Source organism: Bradyrhizobium sp. Tv2a-2 (assembly GCF_000472425.1).
Classification (GTDB): Bacteria; Pseudomonadota; Alphaproteobacteria; order Rhizobiales; family Xanthobacteraceae; genus Bradyrhizobium.
The window spans coordinates 247,566-266,923 of the sequence record NZ_AXAI01000004.1 but is presented as its reverse complement, the minus strand read 5'-3'; the positions used below and the strand labels follow the sequence as shown (position 1 = coordinate 266,923).

Genomic DNA, 19,358 nt, shown 5'->3' with positions numbered 1-19,358 from the left:
ATAGGATCTTAGAATGAACTCGTCGAAATTCGACATCGTCGTGTATGGCGCGACCGGTTTCACCGGCCAGCTCGTCGCCGAATATCTTGCCACACACTACCGCAATGACAAGCAGCTGAAATGGGCGATGGCCGGGCGCAGTCTCGACAAGCTCGCGAAAGTGCGCGATGCGATCGGCGCTCCGGCCGACACGCCGCTGATCGTCGCCGATTCCGCCGATCGCGCCTCGCTGAAGGCGATGATCGACCAGACCAAATGCGTCATCTCGACCGTCGGACCGTACCAGCTTTACGGCTCCGAGCTCGTCGCGGCCTGCGCGGCCTCCGGCACGGATTACATCGATCTCTGCGGCGAGCCGATCTGGATGCGGCAGATGATCGATGCTCATGAGGCGGCCGCGAAAGCAAGCGGCGCGCGCATCGTCTTTTCATGCGGCTTCGATTCGGTGCCGTTCGAGCTCGGCGCCTATTTCGTGCAGCAGGAAGCCAGGCGCGCGTTCGGTGCACCGGCACCTCGCGTCAAGGGCCGCGTGCGGGAGATGCGTGGCACGCTTTCGGGCGGCACGGCGGCGAGTGCCAAGGCGACATTCGAGGCGGTCGCCAGGGATCTCAGCCTGGTTGCGATCCTCAAGGACGCGTTCGCGCTGAATCCCGGTTTCAAGGGACCCAAACAGCCGCCGGGTAGCAGGCCGGTCTATGAAGAAGACCTGAAGTCCTGGACCGCGCCCTTCATGATGGCCGCCGTCAACACGCGCAATGTCCATCGCTCCAACATGCTGATGGGCTATCCTTATGGCCAGGATTTTGTCTACGACGAGATGGTGCTGACCGGTCCCGGCGAGACGGGCGAGGCCAACGCGAAGAAGGTGATGGCGGCGAACACGGAAAAGACCGGGCCCAATGCGCCCAAGCCGGGCGAGGGGCCGTCGAAGGAAGAGCGCGAGAACGGGCGTTATGATCTGCTCTATGTCGCGATCGCCCCCGACGGTCGCCAGGTTCGCGCCGCGGTGAAGGGCGACCGCGATCCCGGCTACGGCTCGACCTCGAAGATGATCTCCGAATGCGCGATCTGCCTGTTGCGCGATACGCCCGAGGTCCCCGCCGGTTTCTGGACGCCGGGCGCTGCGATGCGCGAGGCCCTGATCAAGCGGCTTGTCGACAATGCCGGGCTGACGTTCCAGCTGGAGAGCTGACTGCTTCGGCTGGATTGTAGGCGTACATCCAGTCCATACCCTTCGAGGTCAGGGGGATCAGCAGCTTCATCATCCGATCGCGGATCCAGGCGCCGGTCGGGCTGAACTCGCGCTTGCTGTTGCCATTGCGGCGGGCGATCGCCACGACTCGCTCGGCGCGGGGCCGCCGCTCCGCTTCGAACTGCGCGAAGGTCTCGCACAGCTCGCCGCCCTCCTGGATCCGCCGCACCAGCCGCAGTGCGTCTTCAAGCGCAATCGAGGCGCCCTGGCCGGCATGCGGGCTGGTGGCATGCGCCGCGTCGCCAATCAGCACGGTGCGCCCGCGCGACCAGGTCGGCAAGCTCGCGACGTCGAGCGTGTCTGTGACCACGATGTTCTCGGCCGCATCGATGATCTCTGGAATAGGATCGTGCCAGCCGGCGTGGAAGTCGCGCACATGCTGCTTGAGCGGGTCGCGGCCCATCGCGCGGAAGGTCGCGGCATCGACGCCGTTGGACGGCTGGGTGCTCCACCACATCGCGCCCTGGTCCGGGTCGGAACCGCAATAGCCGCAACCGAAGAAGCCTGCCTTACCGAAGGTCGCCTCGATCCGCGGTCCAATGCCGGCGTCCTCGAGCAGAGAACGGCGGATGAAGCCACCAAAGCTGACGAGGCCGGTGTCGAAAGGCCTGGGGCCATCCGGCGCGACATGTTGTCGTACCAGCGAATGAACGCCATCGGCGCCAATCACGAAATCGCCTTCGGCGGTCGAACCGTCGGTGAAGGTTGCGACGATCTGTCGGTCGGCGCGATCCTCGATCTTCGCCAGCCGCTTCTCGAAGTAGAGCTCGACGCCCTCGCACCAGGCGCGGTCGACCAGCACCTCGTTCAGGGCGGCGCGGCGCATATTCACGGCGGGCTGGCCGAAGCGCGCCTTCATGTTGCGGTTGATCGAGCCGATTCGGGCGCCGTTCTGCGAATAGAAGTCGAAGGATTCCGCGACCTCGCCGCGGCTGATCATCTCCTCGGCCAGGCCGAGCTCGGCCAGCACATGCATGCCGTTCGGCGCGATCTGCAGGCCGCCGCCGATGCCGGTGGCGTAGGGCCAGGCCTCATAGACGGCGGCATCGATGCCGGCGCGCTTGAGGAAGAGGGCTGCGACGGGGCCGGCGATGCCGGCGCCGATGATCAGGGCCTTGCGGGGAAGATTTCTCATCTCTTGCTCCTTGTGCCGTGTCGATGTTAGGAAAGTCAGTAGCTAAATATCTTATATTCTAAGATATTAATCTACTAAGAGATAGGATTGGCCTTGTCAAGAGCGAAGGCGCGGGTGGCGCTGCTGCAGGAACTGGAAGAAGCAATGCGACGGACCTCGGCGCAGGGCGTGCTGTTCGGTCAGGCCGTCGCCAATGTCGCGGGAATCTCCGGCTCCGACCTCGACTGCATGGATTTTCTCAATCTCGAGGGGCGGATGACCGCGGGCCGGCTCGCTGAGCTCACCGGGTTGACCACGGGCGCCATCACCGGCGTGGTCGATCGGCTCGAGAAAGCGGGCTTCGTGCGCCGCGAGCGCGACGAGACCGACCGGCGCAAGGTCTTCATCGCGACCGTGCCGGAAAACATCGCCCGGATCGGACGGCTCTACGTGCCGATGCAACAGGCCATGCAGAAGCTGTGGAGCACTTATTCGGATGCCGAGCTGCAACTGTTGTTGCGCTTCGCGCGCGAAGGCTACAAGGCCGGTCTGGAGGCGACCGAAGCGCTCAAGGGGCTGGTTGAGACCGAGACGGGCAAGGCGGATGCGCCGAAGAGAAAGGGGCGGCCGCGGCGATAGGCTGGCGCGAGCCTGAGATGCGGGCCGGGTGCTTGCCGGTCCGGTCCTGGTCGCTCACTGGCATATCCTGCGCCACTCGTATTGTTGCGTTGTGGGGTTCAGAACCTGTTGCCGTTCGCAATGGAATGTACCGAGCGGTGGCAGGTGCGTCCGTTCGATCGGTTTGATCGCGGCGGGAGGAATTCCGCACACCGCTACCGGGCATGCCGGGGCGATATCGATGGCGTTGCTGCACAGGGCGCGCATCTTGCCGTCGACGCAGCGGCATACGCAGGAGGCGTGAGCCTGCGCAGTCAATCCAAGCCCGAGCATGATCGCCAGAATAATGATGCGGTAACACATCCCGATCTCCAAAACAGCTTCGTCGAGTCGCGCTGATATCAGGTTTGCGTCTGCACTGCAGCAACCGGCGGCGCAACGGTCTTATGGCGCTGCGCGGCTGCGATCATGCCCCACATCGCACCCAGCATCATCCAGAAATGCCGCCAGTGGTCGGTGTCGATCACGAAGCTCTCGCCGACGGTGCCAAGAAAGGCGGAAAACATCGCGAGGTAAGCGCGCTGCCAGGGTACGCGAACGAAGAGATGGCTGAATCCGAGAATGACAGTCGTGAAGATCAGCGCGGGATAGCAGATGCCGGAGAGCCAGCCGCCCGACATGAAGGCATTGAGATAGGAGTTGTGGGTGTCTTCCGGGAAGTAATGGTGGAACTGCAAGGGGCCGATGCCGAAGGGAAGGTCGAGCGCCATGTCGGCGCCGAGGATGTGGCGGCCGAAGCGCCCGAAGCGGCCTTCGTCATAGCTCTGGTCGAAGCTCGCGCGCTGGCGGAACATCTCCGAAATCGAGTCGAAGGACAACAGCACCGCGATCAGGAGCACGCCGATGAGGACAGCAACCATCGTGATGACGATGATGCGCGAGCGCTCGGCGCGCGATTTGCCGGTCAGGACCATCAGCGTCAACATGAATGCCGCGGTCAGGATCAGGCCGCCCCAGGCGGCGCGCGAGAATGCGAGCAGAATGGCGAGCGATATGATGCCGAACGCAATTGCATTGCAAAACGCCTTGGCGAAGCGCTCGGTGACAACGCTCTGCAGCGCGAACAACGCCGGCAGGATCAGGAAGGCGCCCAAAACGTTCGGATCCTTGAACGTGCCACGCGCGCGGTCATACAGCGTCAGCAGGTCATGCCCGCCGGGCACCAGGTTGAAGTAGCCGCCGATTGCGGCCAGCGACGCGATCATGGCGCCGACGATAAGCCCCCGGCGCAGCATGTCGAGGCGGGCAAGCGTGTCCTCACTCAGCACCATGGCAAGCAAGACCACGGTAATCCCCATGTACCAGGAGGTCATGATCCAGCTGAACACGTCGGATTGCGCGTAGAGCGGAATCGCGCCGATGCTGTAGCCGATGTTGAGCAGCACCAGCAGCAGGATCAGCGGCATGAACACCAGCCGCAGCCGTAAGCCCGTCGCGAAGAACAATGCGGCCGCCGTGAGCGTCATGATCTCATACGGGCTCGGTTCGATGAAGACGATGGCGACGGATGCGCCTATCAGCCAGACCAGCGCGCGCTGCAGAGCAAGCGTGACGGGCGCTGCCGCGGCTTCGGAAAAGTCTGATGTTGTGGCATACGCCATCAAACGCTGTACCTGCTCAACGCATACGCGACGCTTACGCCACTGCCGCTACGTCATGCCCAGTCAGACCGGCGATGACGTCGGGGGAAAACCTCAATACGCATTCTCGTTCTTGGTCATCAGCGCGATCGGCGTCTTGAGTAGGATGTAGGCGTCGAACAGCGCCGACCAATTCTCGATATAATAGAGATCGAACTCGACGCGCTTCTGGATTTTTTCCTCATTGTCTATCTCGCCGCGCCAGCCGTTGATCTGGGCCCAGCCGGTGATGCCGGGCTTGACGCGGTGGCGGGCGAAATAGCCGTCGACGGCCTCGTCGAACAGCTGGCTTTGCAGCTTGCCCAGCACCGCATGGGGGCGCGGACCGACCAGCGAGAGATTGCTCTTGAAGACCACGTTGAAAAGCTGCGGCAGCTCGTCAAGGCTGGTCTTGCGGATGAAGCGGCCGACGCAGGTGACGCGCGGATCGTTCTTGGTCACGACCTTGGAGGCGGTCGGATCAGCCTGGTGGTGGTAGAGCGAGCGGAACTTGAAGACGTCGATACGCTCATTGTTGAAACCGAAGCGTTTCTGGCGGAACAGCACCGGACCCGGACTGTCGAGTTTGATGGCAAGCGCGACCAGCGCCATGACCGGCAGTGCGGCGAGCAGCACGACCCCCCCGACGATGTGGTCGAAAAGCCATTTCATCACCAGGTCCCAATCGGTGATCGGCGCCTCGAACACGTCAAGCGTCGGCACCTCGCCGAGATAGGAATAAGAGCGGGGGCGGAAGCGCAGCTTGTTGGTGTGGGCGGAGAGGCGGATGTCGACCGGCAGCACCCACAACTTCTTCAGCATTTCGAGGATGCGCGTCTCCGCCGAGATCGGCAGTGCGAACAGCACGAGGTCGACGCGGGTGCGGCGGGCGAATTCGACGATGTCGTTGATCTTGCCGAGCTTGGGACTGCCGGCGCAGGTGTCCATCGCGCGATCGTCATTGCGGTCGTCAAACACGCCGAGCACATGAATGTCTGTGTCGTCCTGCTCGCCGAGCGCCTCGACCAGCCGCTCGCCGTTCTCGTCGGCGCCGACGATCACGGTGCGGCGGTCGAGCCGGCCTTCGCGGGCCCAGCGGCGCACCAGGGTGCGCACGACGAGGCGCTCGCAGACCAGCGCAGCAAGGCCGAGAAAGAAGAAGGCGGAAAGCCACAGCCGGGAGAACTCGCCGCCCACCTTGGCGAAGAAGGACACGCCGATAAAGAGCAGGAACACGAACGCCCAGGACGAGAGCATCCGTGTCATCTGGCCAAGGTGACCGCGAAACACCTGGATATCGTAGATGTCGGCGGCCTGGAAACAGATCACCGCGGCTAAGGTCATGCCGAAGATCGCCGCGATATATTCCCAGACGAAGCCGTCGAGAGGAACCACATAGGCGAAATAGACCGCGATGCCGACGGCGCTGAGCACCAGGAAATCGGCGAGACGGACTGCGCCAGCAATTACAATCGGCGAATAGGCGCGGGCCACTTTCTGGTTGGTGACTGCGAGTGCGGCCGGCGAGAGCCGTCGCCGCCGTTCAACCTGCGGGCGGCCGGACGTCATCGTTGCTGCCGCGGAAGCCGCGGCATCCACCATCGAGCGTGCGTTGATCTGTTCCACTGTCGTCCACGTCCCGTTATTGCGCGCCACATAACTCCTCGCGCGCAGTTGCGGTATGCCCCCGAAGTCGGGCTTAGCGGACAAATCGGAAGAAACTGTTAGCTTGGTAAATAAGGGTAAATGAACTATTTCGCTTGCGCTGCGAGCGCGGCGAAAGCGTCCTGGTAGCCGGCAAGCACGCCATCGACCATCGCGTTTTGCGAGAAATGCAGGAAGATGCGCTCGCGCAGCGTCTTGGCGCGTACCTGCGCTGCGGCGGGATCGGCAAGGGCGGCTTGAATGGCGCCGGCCATTGCGTCGACCGAGCTCGAGGCGAACAGCGACTCCGCCCGGGGCCCGAAGATTTCGGGAATCCCGCCGACATCTGCGGCAACCATCGGGATACCCGCGGCACCCGCCTCGATCACCACATACGGCATGGAATCGCCGCGCGAGGGCACGACCAGGAGCCGGCCCTTGGAGAAGCCGTAGCGCGCTTTCACATGGCCGATGAAGCGTATCGAGTTGGAAAGACCGAGCCGTTCTATTTGTGCTCTCAGCGCCGGCATTTCTTCGCCATCCCCGGCAAGCGTCAGCGTCAGCTTGTTGCCGCCGGCATGCAAACGGGCAAGCGCTTCGATCAGGAGATCGGCACCCTTGATGCGCCTGAATTCGCCGACATAAACGATATCCGTGGCATCATCGGCCTTGGGGACGGGATCGAATTCGTCGGCCGTGACGCCGTTGAAGACCCAACGCACCACGCCCTGCTGCGGTGTGCCGATCATGCGCTGATAGGTGTCGCGGGCAAACTTGCTTTCGAAAAGGAAAAGCTCGGTGGCATCCATCAGCCGGCGTTCGAGGCGGCCATAGAACTGGCCCTTGAACGTGTCGGACGCATAGTGCAGCGAGCCGCCATGGGGTGTGTAGACCCGGATCACCCGTCGCGAGCGCGACCTCAGGCGGATATAGGCGCCGGCCTTGGCGCCGTGCCCATGCAGCACATCCGGCTTGATGGCACGGATCATGCGCATGAACTGAGACCAGACCCAGAAATCGCTCGGCCATGGTTCGCGGCGGATTGGAAGCCGGTGCACCCCGAGCTTCAAGCGCGGTGCGATTTCGGCGAATGCTGTGTCGGCGCGCTCGCCGCCGGTGAGGCTGTCGGCGATGATGCCGACCTGGTGTCCGCGATCGGCCTGCCCGTTGGCGAGGTCGAGGATATGACGAAAAATGCCGCCGACCGGCGGGCGCACGGCATGGAGGATGCGAAGCGGCTGATCGGCGGGCGGGGGCATATCAGAACCGGCTTGCGCGCGTGGGTACAGCGATCATGTGGCAGATGGCGGCGCGCAGGCCTCGCATGGCGCCACCCAAGGCAGGATTACCAAGGCAAAATCTCGATTCGGATTAAGGACTTTCGTGGTTAACAAAGCATAATGGCAAGCGTCCCCATAGTCATCTCTGGCCGCAAAGCGCGCAAGGGCCCGTCCGGGCTTAACCCAGCCTCAACCTTAATGGAGTGTAATCAGGCGAAGTTTGGGTGGAGTCGTGGCGTTCGCGGGAGTTTGCAATGCATTTGGCGTTCTGGCGTAGGGGCGGGGACAAGGCTGAGGCCGTCGAGGTCGCCGCAAAGCCCGTACAGGCCGCGATCGCGAGACCTGCCGTCTCCGTCCACTCCGCCGCCCACCCCGGCGCTGAGGCCGCCGACATCGATCTGCGCGCGTTGCGCGAGGCGATCGCACGCAATCGGCGATGGATCGTCCTGCCGACCCTGTTGGCCGCTGTGCTTTCGGTCGCGTCGGTCAATCTCATCACGCCCCGCTACAAGTCAGAAGCGCGCATCCTGATCGACGGCCGCGAGAACGTATTCCTGCGTCCCAATGGCGAGCGCAACGAGGAGCGGGCGACCGTCGATGCCGAGGCGGTGACGAGCCAGGTTCAGCTCGTGCTGTCGCGCGACCTTGCCCGCGAGATCATCAAGAAGAACAGGCTTGCCGAGCTGCCGGAATTCGATCCGGTGCTGCACGGCCTGTCGCCGTTGAAGTCGCTGCTGGCGCTGTTCGGGATCGGACGCGACCCGTTCACGATGACGCCGGAGGAGCGGGTGCTGGACGCCTATTTCGACCGGTTGACGGCCTACGCCGTAGACAAGTCGCGCGTCATCGTCGTTGAATTCCAGTCGCGCGATCCGGATCTTGCCGCGCGCGTCGCCAACTCGATCGCCGACGGTTACCTCGTGCTGCAGCAGAATTCGCGGCGGGAGCAGGCGAAGTCGGCAAGCCAGTGGCTGTCGGGCGAGATAGACAATCTGCGCCAGAAGGTCGCCGAGGACGAGGCGAAAGTGGAGGATTTCCGCTCCAGGTCGAGCCTGTTCGTCGGCACCAACAACACCACGCTGTCGAACCAGCAACTCGGCGAGCTCAACACCCAATTGAACAATGCGCGTGCGCTGAAGTCCGACGCCGAGGCCAAGGCACGGCTGATCCGCGAGATGATCCAGAGCGGCAAGCCGATCGAAGCTTCGGAAGTGCTCAATTCCGAGCTGATCCGCAGGCTCTCCGAGCAGCGGGTCACGCTGCGGGCGCAGCTTGCCGAGCAGTCCTCGACCCTGCTCGACAACCATCCCCGCATCAAGGAGCTCAAGGCGCAACTCGCCGATCTCGACCAGCAGATCCGCGACGAGGCCGCCAAGCTGTCGCGCTCGCTGGAAAATGACGCGCGCATCGCCGGCGGCCGCGTCGAGAGTCTGACCGCGAGCCTTGATCAGTTGAAGAAGCAGGCCTCCTCGACCAACGGCCAGGACGTCCAGCTGCGTGCCCTGGAGCGTGAGGCCAAGGCACAACGCGATTTGCTCGAATCCTATCTCGCCAAATATCGCGAGGCGAATACGCGCGAGAGCATCGATGCAGCGCCCCCCGACGGCCGCATCATTTCCCGAGCCATCGTCTCCAACACCCCGGCCTATCCGAAGAAGCTGCCGGTCGTTCTGATTGCTACGCTGGCGACGCTGCTCCTGAGCACCGGCCTGGTCGTCACGGGCGAGCTCCTGCGCATGACCGCGCCGCGCGCGATGGCTGCGCTTGGCGCGGCAATGCCTGCGGCGACTGCGCCTGAGATTGCGGATGCCGCCGTTGCCGCGTCGATGCCGGCTGCGGTGCCTCGGGTCGAGCCCACATTGGCTGTCCTGGAGGAGGCGGCGCCTCCGCTGAGCCCGCCGATCGACGCGGTCGTAACGGAGACCCTGGAGGGGACCGCCGAAAACCTCAGCGAAATCGATCAGCTGGCCGAGAAGCTGCACCGCGCGGACGCAGCCGCGCGCAAGATCACCGTGCTCGGCACCGCCGGCGGCAACGCCATCACGCTGACCGCGCTGACGCTGGCGCGGCGCCTTGCGTTGAGGGCGCGCGTGGCCGTTGTCGACCTCGAGGCGTCCTCGCCCGCGATCCAGGCCGTCTCGGTCGATCCAGTCGCGCCGGGCATTGCTGAATTGGTGCAAGGCGAGGCGTCCTTCTCGCAGGTGATCACCCGCGATCGGCTGTCGCGCGTGCAGCTGGTCAGCGCCGGGCGTCCGGGATTCGACCGCGGCCTCCTGCAGTCGCCGCGGCTATCGCTCGCCATCGATGCGCTGCTGCGGGTCTACGACCACGTGCTGCTTAATGCCGGCCTTGCCTCGGATCTGCCCGCGGAGCTGCTCACCGCCGAGGCCCGCGCCGTCGTGGTGCCGGATGCCGCGATGGAGGAGGATGCGCGCCATCTGATGTGCGAGCAGCTGAAGGCAGTGGGTTTTTCCGAGGTGACGATGCTGAGCAAGCCGGTACAGCCGTCCGATCCGACCGACGCCGCACCGACGGTCGTTGCGGCCTGAGAGGTAGCGAAAACATGTACGGTGGGTAGAGCGCCGCGAAACCCGCCATCTTTCGGACGGCGGAATGACGGGTTTGGCGAAGCCCGTCACGGGGCGCGCATTCGCGCGACCCGTCGGCTCAAGCCATCCTACGAGCTGCTGAGTGCTGGCGGAACGCCTTTCGCAGGCCGTCCGCGACCCAAAGCAGCGCGCGGTTGTGCTTCACCAGATACTTGGCGCGGGCAGACAAAGACATCGCCAGCGCAGCAACTCGGCCGCGCGCACTGAGTGCGATAAAACTGTCGAAGATCGGCTCCTCGCGCTTGCAGAACATCTGCTTGTAACTGTCCGAGCCGACGCCGAGGTCGAGCGCGCGATAGCCCCGCGCGGCGCAGTGGTCGATAATGTTGCGGATCAGCAGCAGCCCGGGGCTGAAGCGCGAATGATCCGACAGCGTGTAGCTGTTGAACATCATCGAGAAGCGTTGGCCGTCGGCGACGCCGGCATAGAGCGCGATGATTTCTTCGTCGCACTCCAGCGCGTGAATATCGATCAGGCGGCCGCCGCCCGGCCGTCGTGCCAGGCAGGCCCTGTGGATGAAGTCGGCCACGCCGGCTTCAGCGAACACATTCGGCAGCCGCTGCTGCGCCATGCGCATGGGCTTGACACGAAGGAACCAGCTGAGCAAGCGCATGATATCAGCATCGTCGGTCGCGACATAATGGCGATAGCCGGGGAGCTCCTTGAGCTTGCGCTCCTTGGCCTTGAGACGGCGGCGCAGCGAGTTGGAGATCAGCGCCTGTGGCGTGGCGCCGACCTCCATGCTCAAAACCGGGCAATCATTCGCCGAAGGCTGATGTGACAATAGAGCGAGTGGATTTACCACATCGTTCCAGCGCAGCGGCTGCTGGCTGAGCCCGACCACGTCGACCGCACGATGCTGCCGCAGCTCGCCGAGCACGGTTTCGATATCGGCGCGCTGCGCCATCGCGGCAAAATCGCGGTCCCACAGCGCCATGTTGAAGGTGGTATGCTTGCCGCCCATGAAGGACGCCACGCCAAAGCCATAGATGTTTTTCAATGTCAGCGGCAGCAGCAGCAGCGGGCGGCGCTCGACATCGTAGGCGATCACGATCAGCGGCGTTGCATCATCGCGCGCGCCGACGTCATTCTGCCAGCATTGCAGGAAATCGAAGCGCTGGTAGGCGGTGAGAAGCTGCCCCGACTTTTCCAGCTTCCGCCAAGCGCGTTCCGCGGAACTGAAGTCGGTGACGATGTCGACCTGCGCGATGTGGCCCGGCTTCGCCCGCGGCGCCGCTTCGGCCGTCCGGCTATCGATCGCGGCAGCCATGCTCATCGCCAAATCCGATTCGACCGGGAAATATTTACGCTTTTCACCTTCGGCCGACCTTTGCAAAGAAGTGTCAACAAAGGGTAAGGAGGGGGTGGCGAGGGGCAGGCATATCGGTTTGCCGGGGGCGGGACATTGGAATCCGACATCAGATGGCTGACGAGCCTCAAGCTTGAGCTCGCCTATTTCTCAGGCCGTGCCTGGTGGGGCGAGATCGAGAACCGCGGGGCTGGCGCCATCCTGCGCTTCCAGCGGGTGCGGCCGTCGCGCCGCGCCGCGTTCCAGCCGCTCAAAGCCGACGAAATCACGCCGCGCTTTCTCGACCGCACCATCCGCGCGTTGAAGCGCTGGCGCTACGACATCGTCAGCATTGATGAGGCGTGCCGGCGCGCGGTGATCATGCCAGAGCGAAAACGCTTCGTTTGCCTGAGTTTTGACGGCGCGGCAAAGGATCTTGTCAGCAATGCCTATCCGGTGCTCGCGCGTCACCGCGTTCCCTTCACCGTCTATGTGCCGACGGCGTTTCCGGATGGCGTGGGGGAAGCCTGGTGGCTTGCGCTTGAGGCGATCATCGCCAAGGAAAGCCGGCTGAGCCTGGTGATCGAGCGGAACGAGCGGCATTTTTCGACCCGGACGAACGGGGAGAAATACGACGTCTTTGCGTTTCTGTCGGGATGGCTGCGCCTTCTGTCGCCATCCGAGCTTTCCGCTGCCATCAATGATCTCTGCTCGCGCTACGGCGTCGATATCAGGCAATTGTCGCGCGAGGCCTCGATCGATTGGGCCGATCTCGCAACGCTTGCATCCGACCCGAATGTGACCTTGGGCAGCGCGACGGTGAACTATCCTGTGCTGTCGAACCTGAAGGATGCGGTTGCGCGGCGCGAGATGAGCATGGGAAAGGTGGTGGCGGAAGCGGCGTTGCACCGCGAGGTCAGGCATTTTGCCTATCCGTTCGGTGACCGCAATTCCTGGCGGCGTGCGCATGTCGTGATGACGGAGGCGGCCGGCTTCACCAGCGCCGTCTCCACGATATCCGGCATCATAGAGACGGAAGGGCGCACCAATCTGCACGCGCTGCCGCGTATCAGCTGGGATGGGCGGCGGCGCTCGCTGCGGGCCATGCGCGCGCTTCTGTCGGGTGTCACGTTTCCGCCGGTGCAGCCGACGCGGGCGAAGTCGGCGGGATAATCCGACTGGGCTACGGCCAATCGATTTGAGCTGTCCGCTTGCGAGGATCAAGCGCACACGACATAAGACTGTAGCCGCAAAGACCAATTTGTAAGCGTGGCGTTTAGCTCACCCGTGGCCGCGACATCCAGCTCACGATCGGCATCGCCGGCAGCACCCAACCCATGCCGGCCACCACATAGAAGATCGCCTGAAGCCAGCCGGAATTGGCGAGCACCGGCAGTTGCGCCACCACCATGCCAGTCAACGCCCAGACCAGCGCCAGCAGGAGCAGCGCGATGGTTCCGAGGAATTTGCGGGTGCGAATGGTCATGACGGAATTGCAGGGTTTTGGGCCTGGTGGAGCGGCTTGCGCGCGAGCCGTGCGGGACTATAAGGGGCGCGCCAGTTCATTCAAGCGAGCCGTCCGCCTTTCTGATGACAATTGCGGTAAAATCAGCCTCGGCCAACCGCGCCGTCCGTATTTGGCTGCTCACGGTCGCCGCCATGATCGCACTCATGGTGGTGGTCGGTGGTGCCACGCGGCTGACTGAATCAGGACTTTCGATCGTCGAGTGGAAACCAGTCACCGGCGCTCTGCCGCCGCTTAGCGAAGCGCAATGGACCGCGGCGTTCGAGGCCTACAAGAAGATCCCGCAATATGACGCGCTCAATGCGGGGATGAATCTTGCGCAGTTCAAGACCATCTTCTGGTGGGAATGGAGCCACCGGCTAATCGGCCGCGTGATCGGCATGGTCTATCTGCTGCCGTTCCTGTTTTTCCTATGGCGCGGTGCTTTCGGCGCGGAATTGAAGCGACGGCTGTGGGCGATCTTCGGGCTCGGCGCGCTCCAGGGCGCGGTCGGCTGGTGGATGGTGGCCTCGGGACTCTCGGAGCGCATCGAGGTCTCGCATTATCGGCTCGCCACCCATCTCGTGCTTGCACTTTTGATCTATGCGGCGATTGTCTGGACCTTGCGGCGGCTTGGCGAGCGCGAGCCACTTGTGGTTCCCGCGCGCATGAGGATCGCGAGCTTCGTGCTGGTCGCCGTCACTTTCGTGCAGCTCTATCTCGGGGCGCTGGTTGCAGGCTTGCGCGCGGGCCTTGTCTACAACACCTGGCCCTTGATCGACGGCGAGTTCATTCCGGCAAGCGCGCGGCTATGGTTCGATGTGCCCTGGTGGCGCAATCTGTTCGACAATACGCTCACCGTTCAGTTCGAGCATCGCATGACCGCCTATGCGCTATTCGTACTCGCGGTCCTGCATGCTTTCGACGCGCTACGCGCGCACGCGCCGCGCGCCGCGGTTCAGGGGGCGCTCTGGCTGGTTGCGGCGATCACATTGCAGGCGACGCTCGGCATTCTCACTTTGCTCAACCAGGTTCCACTGGGGCTCGCACTGTCGCACCAGGCGGTTGCCATCGCGGTGCTGACGCTTGCGGTGATGCAGGCCGAGCGGCTGGCGGCGCGGCGCACGGAAGCCGCCTCACATAGGCTGGCCGCTCAGGCCGGCTAGAGCATTTCCGGTTCTGATTGAATCAGAACCGCAACTCTAGATTCTTGTTTTGACGCGTTTTCTTCACGCGAACCGGTCCCCACTTCGCTCGAAAACACTCTAGCAATAGCCGTAGACGCCGCAAGCGTAGGGCAGGCGCCAAAAATAGCTCGGATAGGGGCCGCCCCCGTAATACGGGCCCTGGTAGTCATAGTCGAAGGCGCGGCCGTAATAGCCTGGCAGCGTGGTCGATCCCGGCAGCAGCGGCGTCGACGGCCACGATGAAATCAGCACGTCGGGATTGTTCTCGACCACCACGATCGGCGGCGGCGCCGGCTGATAGACGACCGTCGTCCGGGCCTTGTAGTGCACGCGGGGAAGCCCTGGTGGCAGCGCCCCGCGCGCCTCGCGCCTGACATGAGATGTTGCGATCTGGTCGGCAGCGAAGGATGGGGTGGTCGCCGCAACCAGGAGAGACGTCAATATCGCAGCCCGCAGCATCGCTCGCTCCCGAATCATGCCGAATGGTTCCAGGCGAATTTATGCCTGAATATCCGTTAACGGGAGACCACCAGCGCAAACGAGGTTAACGACCTACGCGGTCAGCGCCTGCTCGAGGTCCGCAATCAGGTCCTCCTTGTCCTCGATGCCGATCGAGAGCCGCACCACGTCGGGGCCGGCGCCGGCCTTGACCTTGGCGGCATCGTCCAGCTGACTGTGGGTGGTCGAGGCCGGATGGATGACCAGTGAGCGGGTGTCGCCGACATTGGCGAGGTGCGAGAACAGTTTCAGGTTCGACACCAGGTTCACGCCGGCCTGGTACCCGCCCTTGAGGTTGAAGGTGAACACCGCGCCGGCGCCCTTGGGCGCATATTTGCGGGCGAGGTTGTTGTATTTGTCGCCGGGCAGGCCCGCATAGCTGACCGCGGCGACCGCCGGATGTCCCGCCAGGAACTCCGCCACCGCCTTGGCATTGTCGCAGTGCTTTTGCATGCGCAGCGGCAGCGTCTCGATGCCGGTGAGAATGAGGAAGGCGTTGAACGGCGACAGCGCAGGCCCGAGGTCGCGCAGCCCCAGCACGCGGCAGGCGATCGCAAAGGCGAAATTGCCGAATGTCTCCTGGATTCTGATGCCGTGATATTCGGGCCGGGGCTCGCTCAGCATGGGATATTTGTCGCCCTTCGACCAGTCGAAGGTGCCAGCATCGACGATGATGCCGCCGAGCGAATTGCCATGGCCGCCGAGAAACTTGGTCAGCGAATGCACGACGATGTCGGCGCCATGGTCGATCGGGCGGATCAGATAGGGCGTCGCGAGCGTGTTGTCGACGATCAAGGGCACACCGGCGTTGCGCGCCACCGAAGCGATCGCCTCGATGTCGGTGATGGTGCCGCCGGGATTGGCGACGGATTCGATGAAGACCGCCTTGGTGCGCGGGCTCACCGCACGCTCAAAACTCGAGGGCTCGTCGGTGTCGGCCCACACCACGTTCCAGCCAAAGCTCTTGAAGGCATGCGTGAACTGGTTGATCGAGCCGCCATACAGCTTTCGCGCGGCGACGAATTCATCGCCCGGCTTCAGCAGCTGCTGCAGCACGATGACTTGCGCGGCGTGGCCGGATGCAACCGCAAGCGCCGCCGTACCACCCTCGAGCGCCGCAACGCGCTCCTCGAGCACCGCATTGGTCGGATTTCCGATGCGCGTATAGATGTTGCCGAACGCCTGCAGTCCGAACAGCGAGGCAGCGTGATCCGCATCATTGAACACGAACGACGTGGTTTGATAGATCGGCGTTGCGCGCGCGCCCGTGGTCGGATCGGGCTGGGCGCCGGCATGCACGGCGAGGGTCGAAAATCCGGGAATACGATCGTTCATCCTGACGGTCCTGCTGTTCGCGCGTGAAATCGCGCGGCGCATGCTTAAGCCCCGCGCTTTCCTCGTCAAGGCACGCTGGGCGGCTGCGACAAATTCGCAAGGATTATGCCTGGGGGGAAACCGCCGCCGACACAATCTTCTCGCAACTGCGTCAGGATTGCTCTGTCTTGTTCTTCGCCGCGCGATCGGACGCAGCGGTCGTGCCGCCGCCGACGCTCATTCGGTTGAGCGAGAGGCGCATGCCCTGTGTCGGTATCGGCGCACGCTTGGCGCTGATGGTGCGCGAATTGACGCCCATCCAGGAGATCTCGGAGGACAGGCGGCCGTATTCGATCTTGGGACAGCGGTTCATCACGACCTTGAGGCCTGCGGCTTCAGCCTTCGCCGCCGCTTCGTCATCGCGTCCGCCGAGCTGCATCCAGATCACCTTAGGCGGCGGCGCGAGCTTCAAGGCCTCTTCGACGATTGGCATGATGTGGTTCGAACTCCTGAAGATCTCCACCATGTCGATTGGCTTGCCGATCTCGGCGAGCGACGCCACGAACGGCCGGCCCATGAGGCTCTTTCCGATATGACCGGGATTGACCGGAATCATGTCGTAGCCTCGCTGCACCAGGTATTTGAACGCAAAATAGCTCGGCCGTACCTCGACCGGCGAAGCGCCGACCATCGCGATGGTCTTCACGCTGTTGAGGATGCCGCGGATGTAATCGTCGGAGTAGGTATCGTGATTCATTTTTGTACGTTCGGCTCAGTATGAAAATCCTGCGCCGTCATTCCGGGGCGATACGAAAGCATCGAACCCGGAATCTCGAGTCCGGGTCTGGTGCTTGCGCACCATCCCGAAAATGACGGCGCGAGCGTTTAGCGGTCCTGCCATTTCGGCGCGCGCTTTTCGATGAAAGCGCAGATGCCTTCCTCGGCGTCAAGCGCCATCATGTTTTCGGTCATCACCTCGGCTGCGTAGGCATAGGCATCGGCGAGGCTCATCTCGGCCTGGCGATAGAAGGCGGACTTGCCGAGCTTGACGGTGTGGGCGGACTTGAGTGCGACCTTTTGCGCGAGCTCGATCGCGGCGCTGCGCTCGGCGCCGGCCGGGACGACGCGATTGACGAGGCCGATGCTTTGCGCCGTTGCAGCCGAGACAGGCTCGCCGGTGAGCAACATCTCCATCGCCTGCTTGCGCGGTACGTTGCGCGACAGCGCCACCATCGGGGTCGAGCAGAACAGGCCAATATCGACGCCGGGCGTTGCGAAGCCTGCAAGCTCCGAAGCCACCGCAAGGTCGCAGCTCGCGACGAGCTGGCAGCCGGCCGCGGTGGCCATCCCCTGCACCGCGGCAACCACGGGCTTCGGCAAATGGACGATCGCCTGCATCATGGCGCTGCAGGCATTCATCAGCTCTGCGAAATAGGCGCGCCCGCCATCGGCATCGCTGCGGCGCGCGGTGAGCTCTTTCAAATCGTGGCCTGCCGAGAAAGCCGGGCCGTTGGCAGCAATCACGACCGCTCGGGCGTTATTGTCCGTGCTGATCTCATCCAATGCCGCATGAAGCTCGGCAATCAACGCGTCCGACAGGCTGTTGCGTGCGGCAGGGCGATTGAGGGTGAGCACAGCGACTGCTCCCGCCATCTCGCGCAGCAGGATCGGAACATCAGGTACGGAAGCGCGAAGCGGCTCGGCGGGCATATTCGAAATTCCATTTGGGTTACAATCGTAACCTAGTGTAACTGACAGCCCAAATCGAGGGCAGGGAACACATGCCAGTTACGAAAATGAGCGTGCCGGAACTGGAGCAATTCCTCCACGAGATATTTCCGCAGGTGTTCCGCACCGGGGGCGACATCAGGATCGAGCACGCTGACGGCAACGCCTGCCGCGTGCGCCAGCGCTATAGCGAGACGATGCTGCGCCCGGGCGGCACGATCTCGGGGCCGACGCTGATGGCGCTCGCGGATTGCGCGATGTATGTGGTGCTGCTGTCCGCGATCGGCCCGGTCGGGCTTGCGGTCACCACCAACCTCAACATCAATTTCCTGCGCAAGGGTGTCGCCGGCCAGGACGTCGTGGCCGAAGCACGACTGTTGAAGCTCGGAAAGCGGCTGGCGGTTGGCGAGGTGACGCTGCTTTCCGCCGATTCACCCGATCCGATCGCCCATGTCACGGCAACCTATTCCATTCCAAATAAATAGGGATTCTCGTGGTAATATGACACCTTAATTGTAAGTCATTGTTTTGTAAGGTATAAATTTTGCCTTCTAGCGTTGACGGACGAGGCGCCAATCTCTAGAAGAGCGCCAGTTCGGCCGTGCAATTTCGGCGCGCCGGTTTCCCTTTCCAGGATACAGCAGATGAAAACCTTTTCGGCAAAGCCTGCCGAGGTGACGAAGAAGTGGGTGCTGATCGACGCCAAGGGCGTCGTGGTCGGCCGTCTCGCTTCGCTGGTCGCCATGCGGCTGCGCGGCAAGCATCTCCCGATCTACACCCCTCACGTGGATTGCGGTGACAATGTCATCATCATCAACGCGGCGCATGCCGTGCTGACGGGTCGCAAGCGCGAGCAGAAGACCTATTACAAGCACACCGGCTATGTCGGCCACGTCAAGGAGCGGACAGCGCGCCAGATCCTCGAGGGACGTTTCCCCGAGCGCGTGGTGGAGAAAGCGATCGAGCGCATGATCCCGCGCGGGCCGCTCGGCCGCGTGCAGATGGGCAATCTGCGGGTCTATCCGGGTGCCGAGCATCCGCACGAGGCCCAGCAGCCTGAGAAGGTTGATATCGCCAAGATGAACCGCAAGAACATGAGGGCCGCATAAGATGGCCGAAAGCATTCAGTCGCTCGATCAACTGTCGCAGTTGAAGCCGGCCGCACCCGACGCGCCGAAATACATCAAGAAGGTCGACAAGCAGGGTCGCGCCTACGCCACCGGCAAGCGCAAGGACGCGGTCGCCCGCGTCTGGATCAAGCCGGGCGCCGGCAAGATCACCGTCAACGCCCGCGAGCTCGATATCTATTTCGCCCGTCCGGTGCTGCGGATGATGATCGAGCAGCCGCTGGTTGTTGCCGCCCGCAACGGCCAGTATGACGTGATCTGCACGGTCGCCGGCGGCGGCCTGTCGGGCCAGGCCGGTGCGGTGCGTCACGGCATCTCGAAGGCGCTGACCAACTTCGAGCCGGATCTGCGCTCCGTGCTCAAGAAGGGCGGCTTCCTGACCCGCGACTCGCGCGTGGTCGAGCGCAAGAAGTACGGCCGCGCCAAGGCGCGCAAGTCGTTCCAGTTCTCGAAGCGGTAATCGCTTCGATTCAATTTGCCGCGAATGCGGCCTGTCTCTGCGAAAGGGCGCCCTTG

General features: G+C 63.3%; 19 protein-coding genes. 8 read left to right on the top strand and 11 right to left on the bottom strand.

What is annotated here, in order from left to right; translation table 11 throughout:
* Positions 1–13 precede the first annotated feature (13 nt).
* On the top strand, positions 14–1,192 hold the full coding sequence (locus tag A3AI_RS0109940; RefSeq protein ID WP_024515437.1) for a saccharopine dehydrogenase family protein: 1,179 nt from the start codon (positions 14–16) through the stop codon (positions 1,190–1,192).
* Here A3AI_RS0109940 and A3AI_RS0109935 read toward each other — a convergent pair.
* A complete protein-coding gene (locus A3AI_RS0109935) occupies positions 1,143–2,387 on the bottom strand; it encodes an FAD-dependent oxidoreductase (RefSeq protein WP_024515436.1) in 1,245 nt (414 codons plus the stop codon). The genes A3AI_RS0109940 and A3AI_RS0109935 overlap by 50 nt on opposite strands.
* A gap of 144 nt (positions 2,388–2,531) precedes the next feature.
* Between A3AI_RS0109935 and A3AI_RS0109930 the strand changes: the two genes are divergently transcribed.
* Positions 2,532–3,005 (top strand): MarR family winged helix-turn-helix transcriptional regulator, encoded by a 474-nt coding sequence (locus A3AI_RS0109930; protein ID WP_051382364.1) that lies wholly within the window; start codon positions 2,532–2,534, stop codon positions 3,003–3,005.
* Between the two features lie 54 nt (positions 3,006–3,059).
* On the opposite strand, the gene A3AI_RS47355 is transcribed toward A3AI_RS0109930, so the two are convergent.
* The 4 genes from A3AI_RS47355 to A3AI_RS0109910 form a co-directional block, all read right to left on the bottom strand.
* Positions 3,060–3,347, bottom strand: coding sequence for a hypothetical protein (locus A3AI_RS47355; protein WP_156927704.1), 288 nt, complete (start codon positions 3,345–3,347; stop codon positions 3,060–3,062).
* A 38-nt stretch (positions 3,348–3,385) separates the two neighbouring features.
* Entirely contained in the window at positions 3,386–4,645 is a 1,260-nt protein-coding gene (locus A3AI_RS0109920; RefSeq protein ID WP_024515433.1) for an O-antigen ligase family protein, read from the bottom strand.
* Between the two features lie 93 nt (positions 4,646–4,738).
* On the bottom strand, positions 4,739–6,289 hold the full coding sequence (locus tag A3AI_RS0109915) for an undecaprenyl-phosphate glucose phosphotransferase (RefSeq protein ID WP_024515432.1): 1,551 nt from the start codon (positions 6,287–6,289) through the stop codon (positions 4,739–4,741).
* Between the two features lie 125 nt (positions 6,290–6,414).
* Positions 6,415–7,566, bottom strand: coding sequence for a glycosyltransferase family 4 protein (locus A3AI_RS0109910; RefSeq protein WP_024515431.1), 1,152 nt, complete (start codon positions 7,564–7,566; stop codon positions 6,415–6,417).
* A 275-nt stretch (positions 7,567–7,841) separates the two neighbouring features.
* On the opposite strand from A3AI_RS0109910, the gene A3AI_RS0109905 reads away from it, so the two are divergent.
* The gene (locus tag A3AI_RS0109905; protein ID WP_024515430.1) at positions 7,842–10,136 is read left to right on the top strand and encodes a GumC family protein; all 2,295 of its coding nucleotides are present in this window, start codon (positions 7,842–7,844) and stop codon (positions 10,134–10,136) included.
* A gap of 118 nt (positions 10,137–10,254) precedes the next feature.
* Here the strand turns inward: A3AI_RS0109905 and A3AI_RS0109900 are convergent, their stop codons facing one another.
* Positions 10,255–11,472 (bottom strand): GNAT family N-acetyltransferase, encoded by a 1,218-nt coding sequence (locus tag A3AI_RS0109900; RefSeq protein ID WP_024515429.1) that lies wholly within the window; start codon positions 11,470–11,472, stop codon positions 10,255–10,257.
* A 129-nt stretch (positions 11,473–11,601) separates the two neighbouring features.
* On the opposite strand from A3AI_RS0109900, the gene A3AI_RS0109895 reads away from it, so the two are divergent.
* Complete coding sequence (locus tag A3AI_RS0109895; RefSeq protein WP_024515428.1) at positions 11,602–12,657, top strand: polysaccharide deacetylase family protein; 1,056 nt, start codon at positions 11,602–11,604, stop codon at positions 12,655–12,657.
* Positions 12,658–12,760: 103 nt separating this feature from the next.
* On the opposite strand, the gene A3AI_RS42505 is transcribed toward A3AI_RS0109895, so the two are convergent.
* Positions 12,761–12,970, bottom strand: coding sequence for a DUF2842 domain-containing protein (locus tag A3AI_RS42505; protein ID WP_036047832.1), 210 nt, complete (start codon positions 12,968–12,970; stop codon positions 12,761–12,763).
* 104 nt (positions 12,971–13,074) lie between these two features.
* Here A3AI_RS42505 and A3AI_RS0109885 point away from each other — a divergent pair, with 104 nt between their 5' ends.
* A complete protein-coding gene (locus tag A3AI_RS0109885) occupies positions 13,075–14,154 on the top strand; it encodes a COX15/CtaA family protein (RefSeq protein ID WP_024515427.1) in 1,080 nt (359 codons plus the stop codon).
* A gap of 99 nt (positions 14,155–14,253) precedes the next feature.
* On the opposite strand, the gene A3AI_RS49260 is transcribed toward A3AI_RS0109885, so the two are convergent.
* The 4 genes from A3AI_RS49260 to A3AI_RS0109865 form a co-directional block, all read right to left on the bottom strand.
* Positions 14,254–14,634 carry a hypothetical protein gene (locus A3AI_RS49260; protein WP_024515426.1) on the bottom strand — a complete coding sequence of 127 codons (381 nt, stop codon included), beginning with the start codon at positions 14,632–14,634 and terminating at the stop codon, positions 14,254–14,256.
* A gap of 93 nt (positions 14,635–14,727) precedes the next feature.
* Positions 14,728–16,008: an O-acetylhomoserine aminocarboxypropyltransferase gene (locus tag A3AI_RS0109875; protein ID WP_024515425.1), complete on the bottom strand. Its 1,281-nt coding sequence runs from the start codon at positions 16,006–16,008 to the stop codon at positions 14,728–14,730.
* 151 nt (positions 16,009–16,159) lie between these two features.
* The gene (locus A3AI_RS0109870) at positions 16,160–16,744 is read right to left on the bottom strand and encodes a CoA-binding protein (protein ID WP_024515424.1); all 585 of its coding nucleotides are present in this window, start codon (positions 16,742–16,744) and stop codon (positions 16,160–16,162) included.
* 128 nt (positions 16,745–16,872) lie between these two features.
* A complete protein-coding gene (locus tag A3AI_RS0109865; protein ID WP_024515423.1) occupies positions 16,873–17,697 on the bottom strand; it encodes an enoyl-CoA hydratase in 825 nt (274 codons plus the stop codon).
* A 71-nt stretch (positions 17,698–17,768) separates the two neighbouring features.
* On the opposite strand from A3AI_RS0109865, the gene A3AI_RS0109860 reads away from it, so the two are divergent.
* From A3AI_RS0109860 to rpsI, 3 genes are all read left to right on the top strand, one after another.
* Entirely contained in the window at positions 17,769–18,200 is a 432-nt protein-coding gene (locus A3AI_RS0109860; RefSeq protein WP_024515422.1) for a PaaI family thioesterase, read from the top strand.
* Between the two features lie 159 nt (positions 18,201–18,359).
* On the top strand, positions 18,360–18,824 hold the full coding sequence (gene rplM, locus A3AI_RS0109855) for a 50S ribosomal protein L13 (RefSeq protein WP_024515421.1): 465 nt from the start codon (positions 18,360–18,362) through the stop codon (positions 18,822–18,824).
* A 1-nt stretch (position 18,825) separates the two neighbouring features.
* A complete protein-coding gene (gene rpsI / locus A3AI_RS0109850; protein WP_024515420.1) occupies positions 18,826–19,302 on the top strand; it encodes a 30S ribosomal protein S9 in 477 nt (158 codons plus the stop codon).
* Positions 19,303–19,358 lie beyond the last annotated feature (56 nt).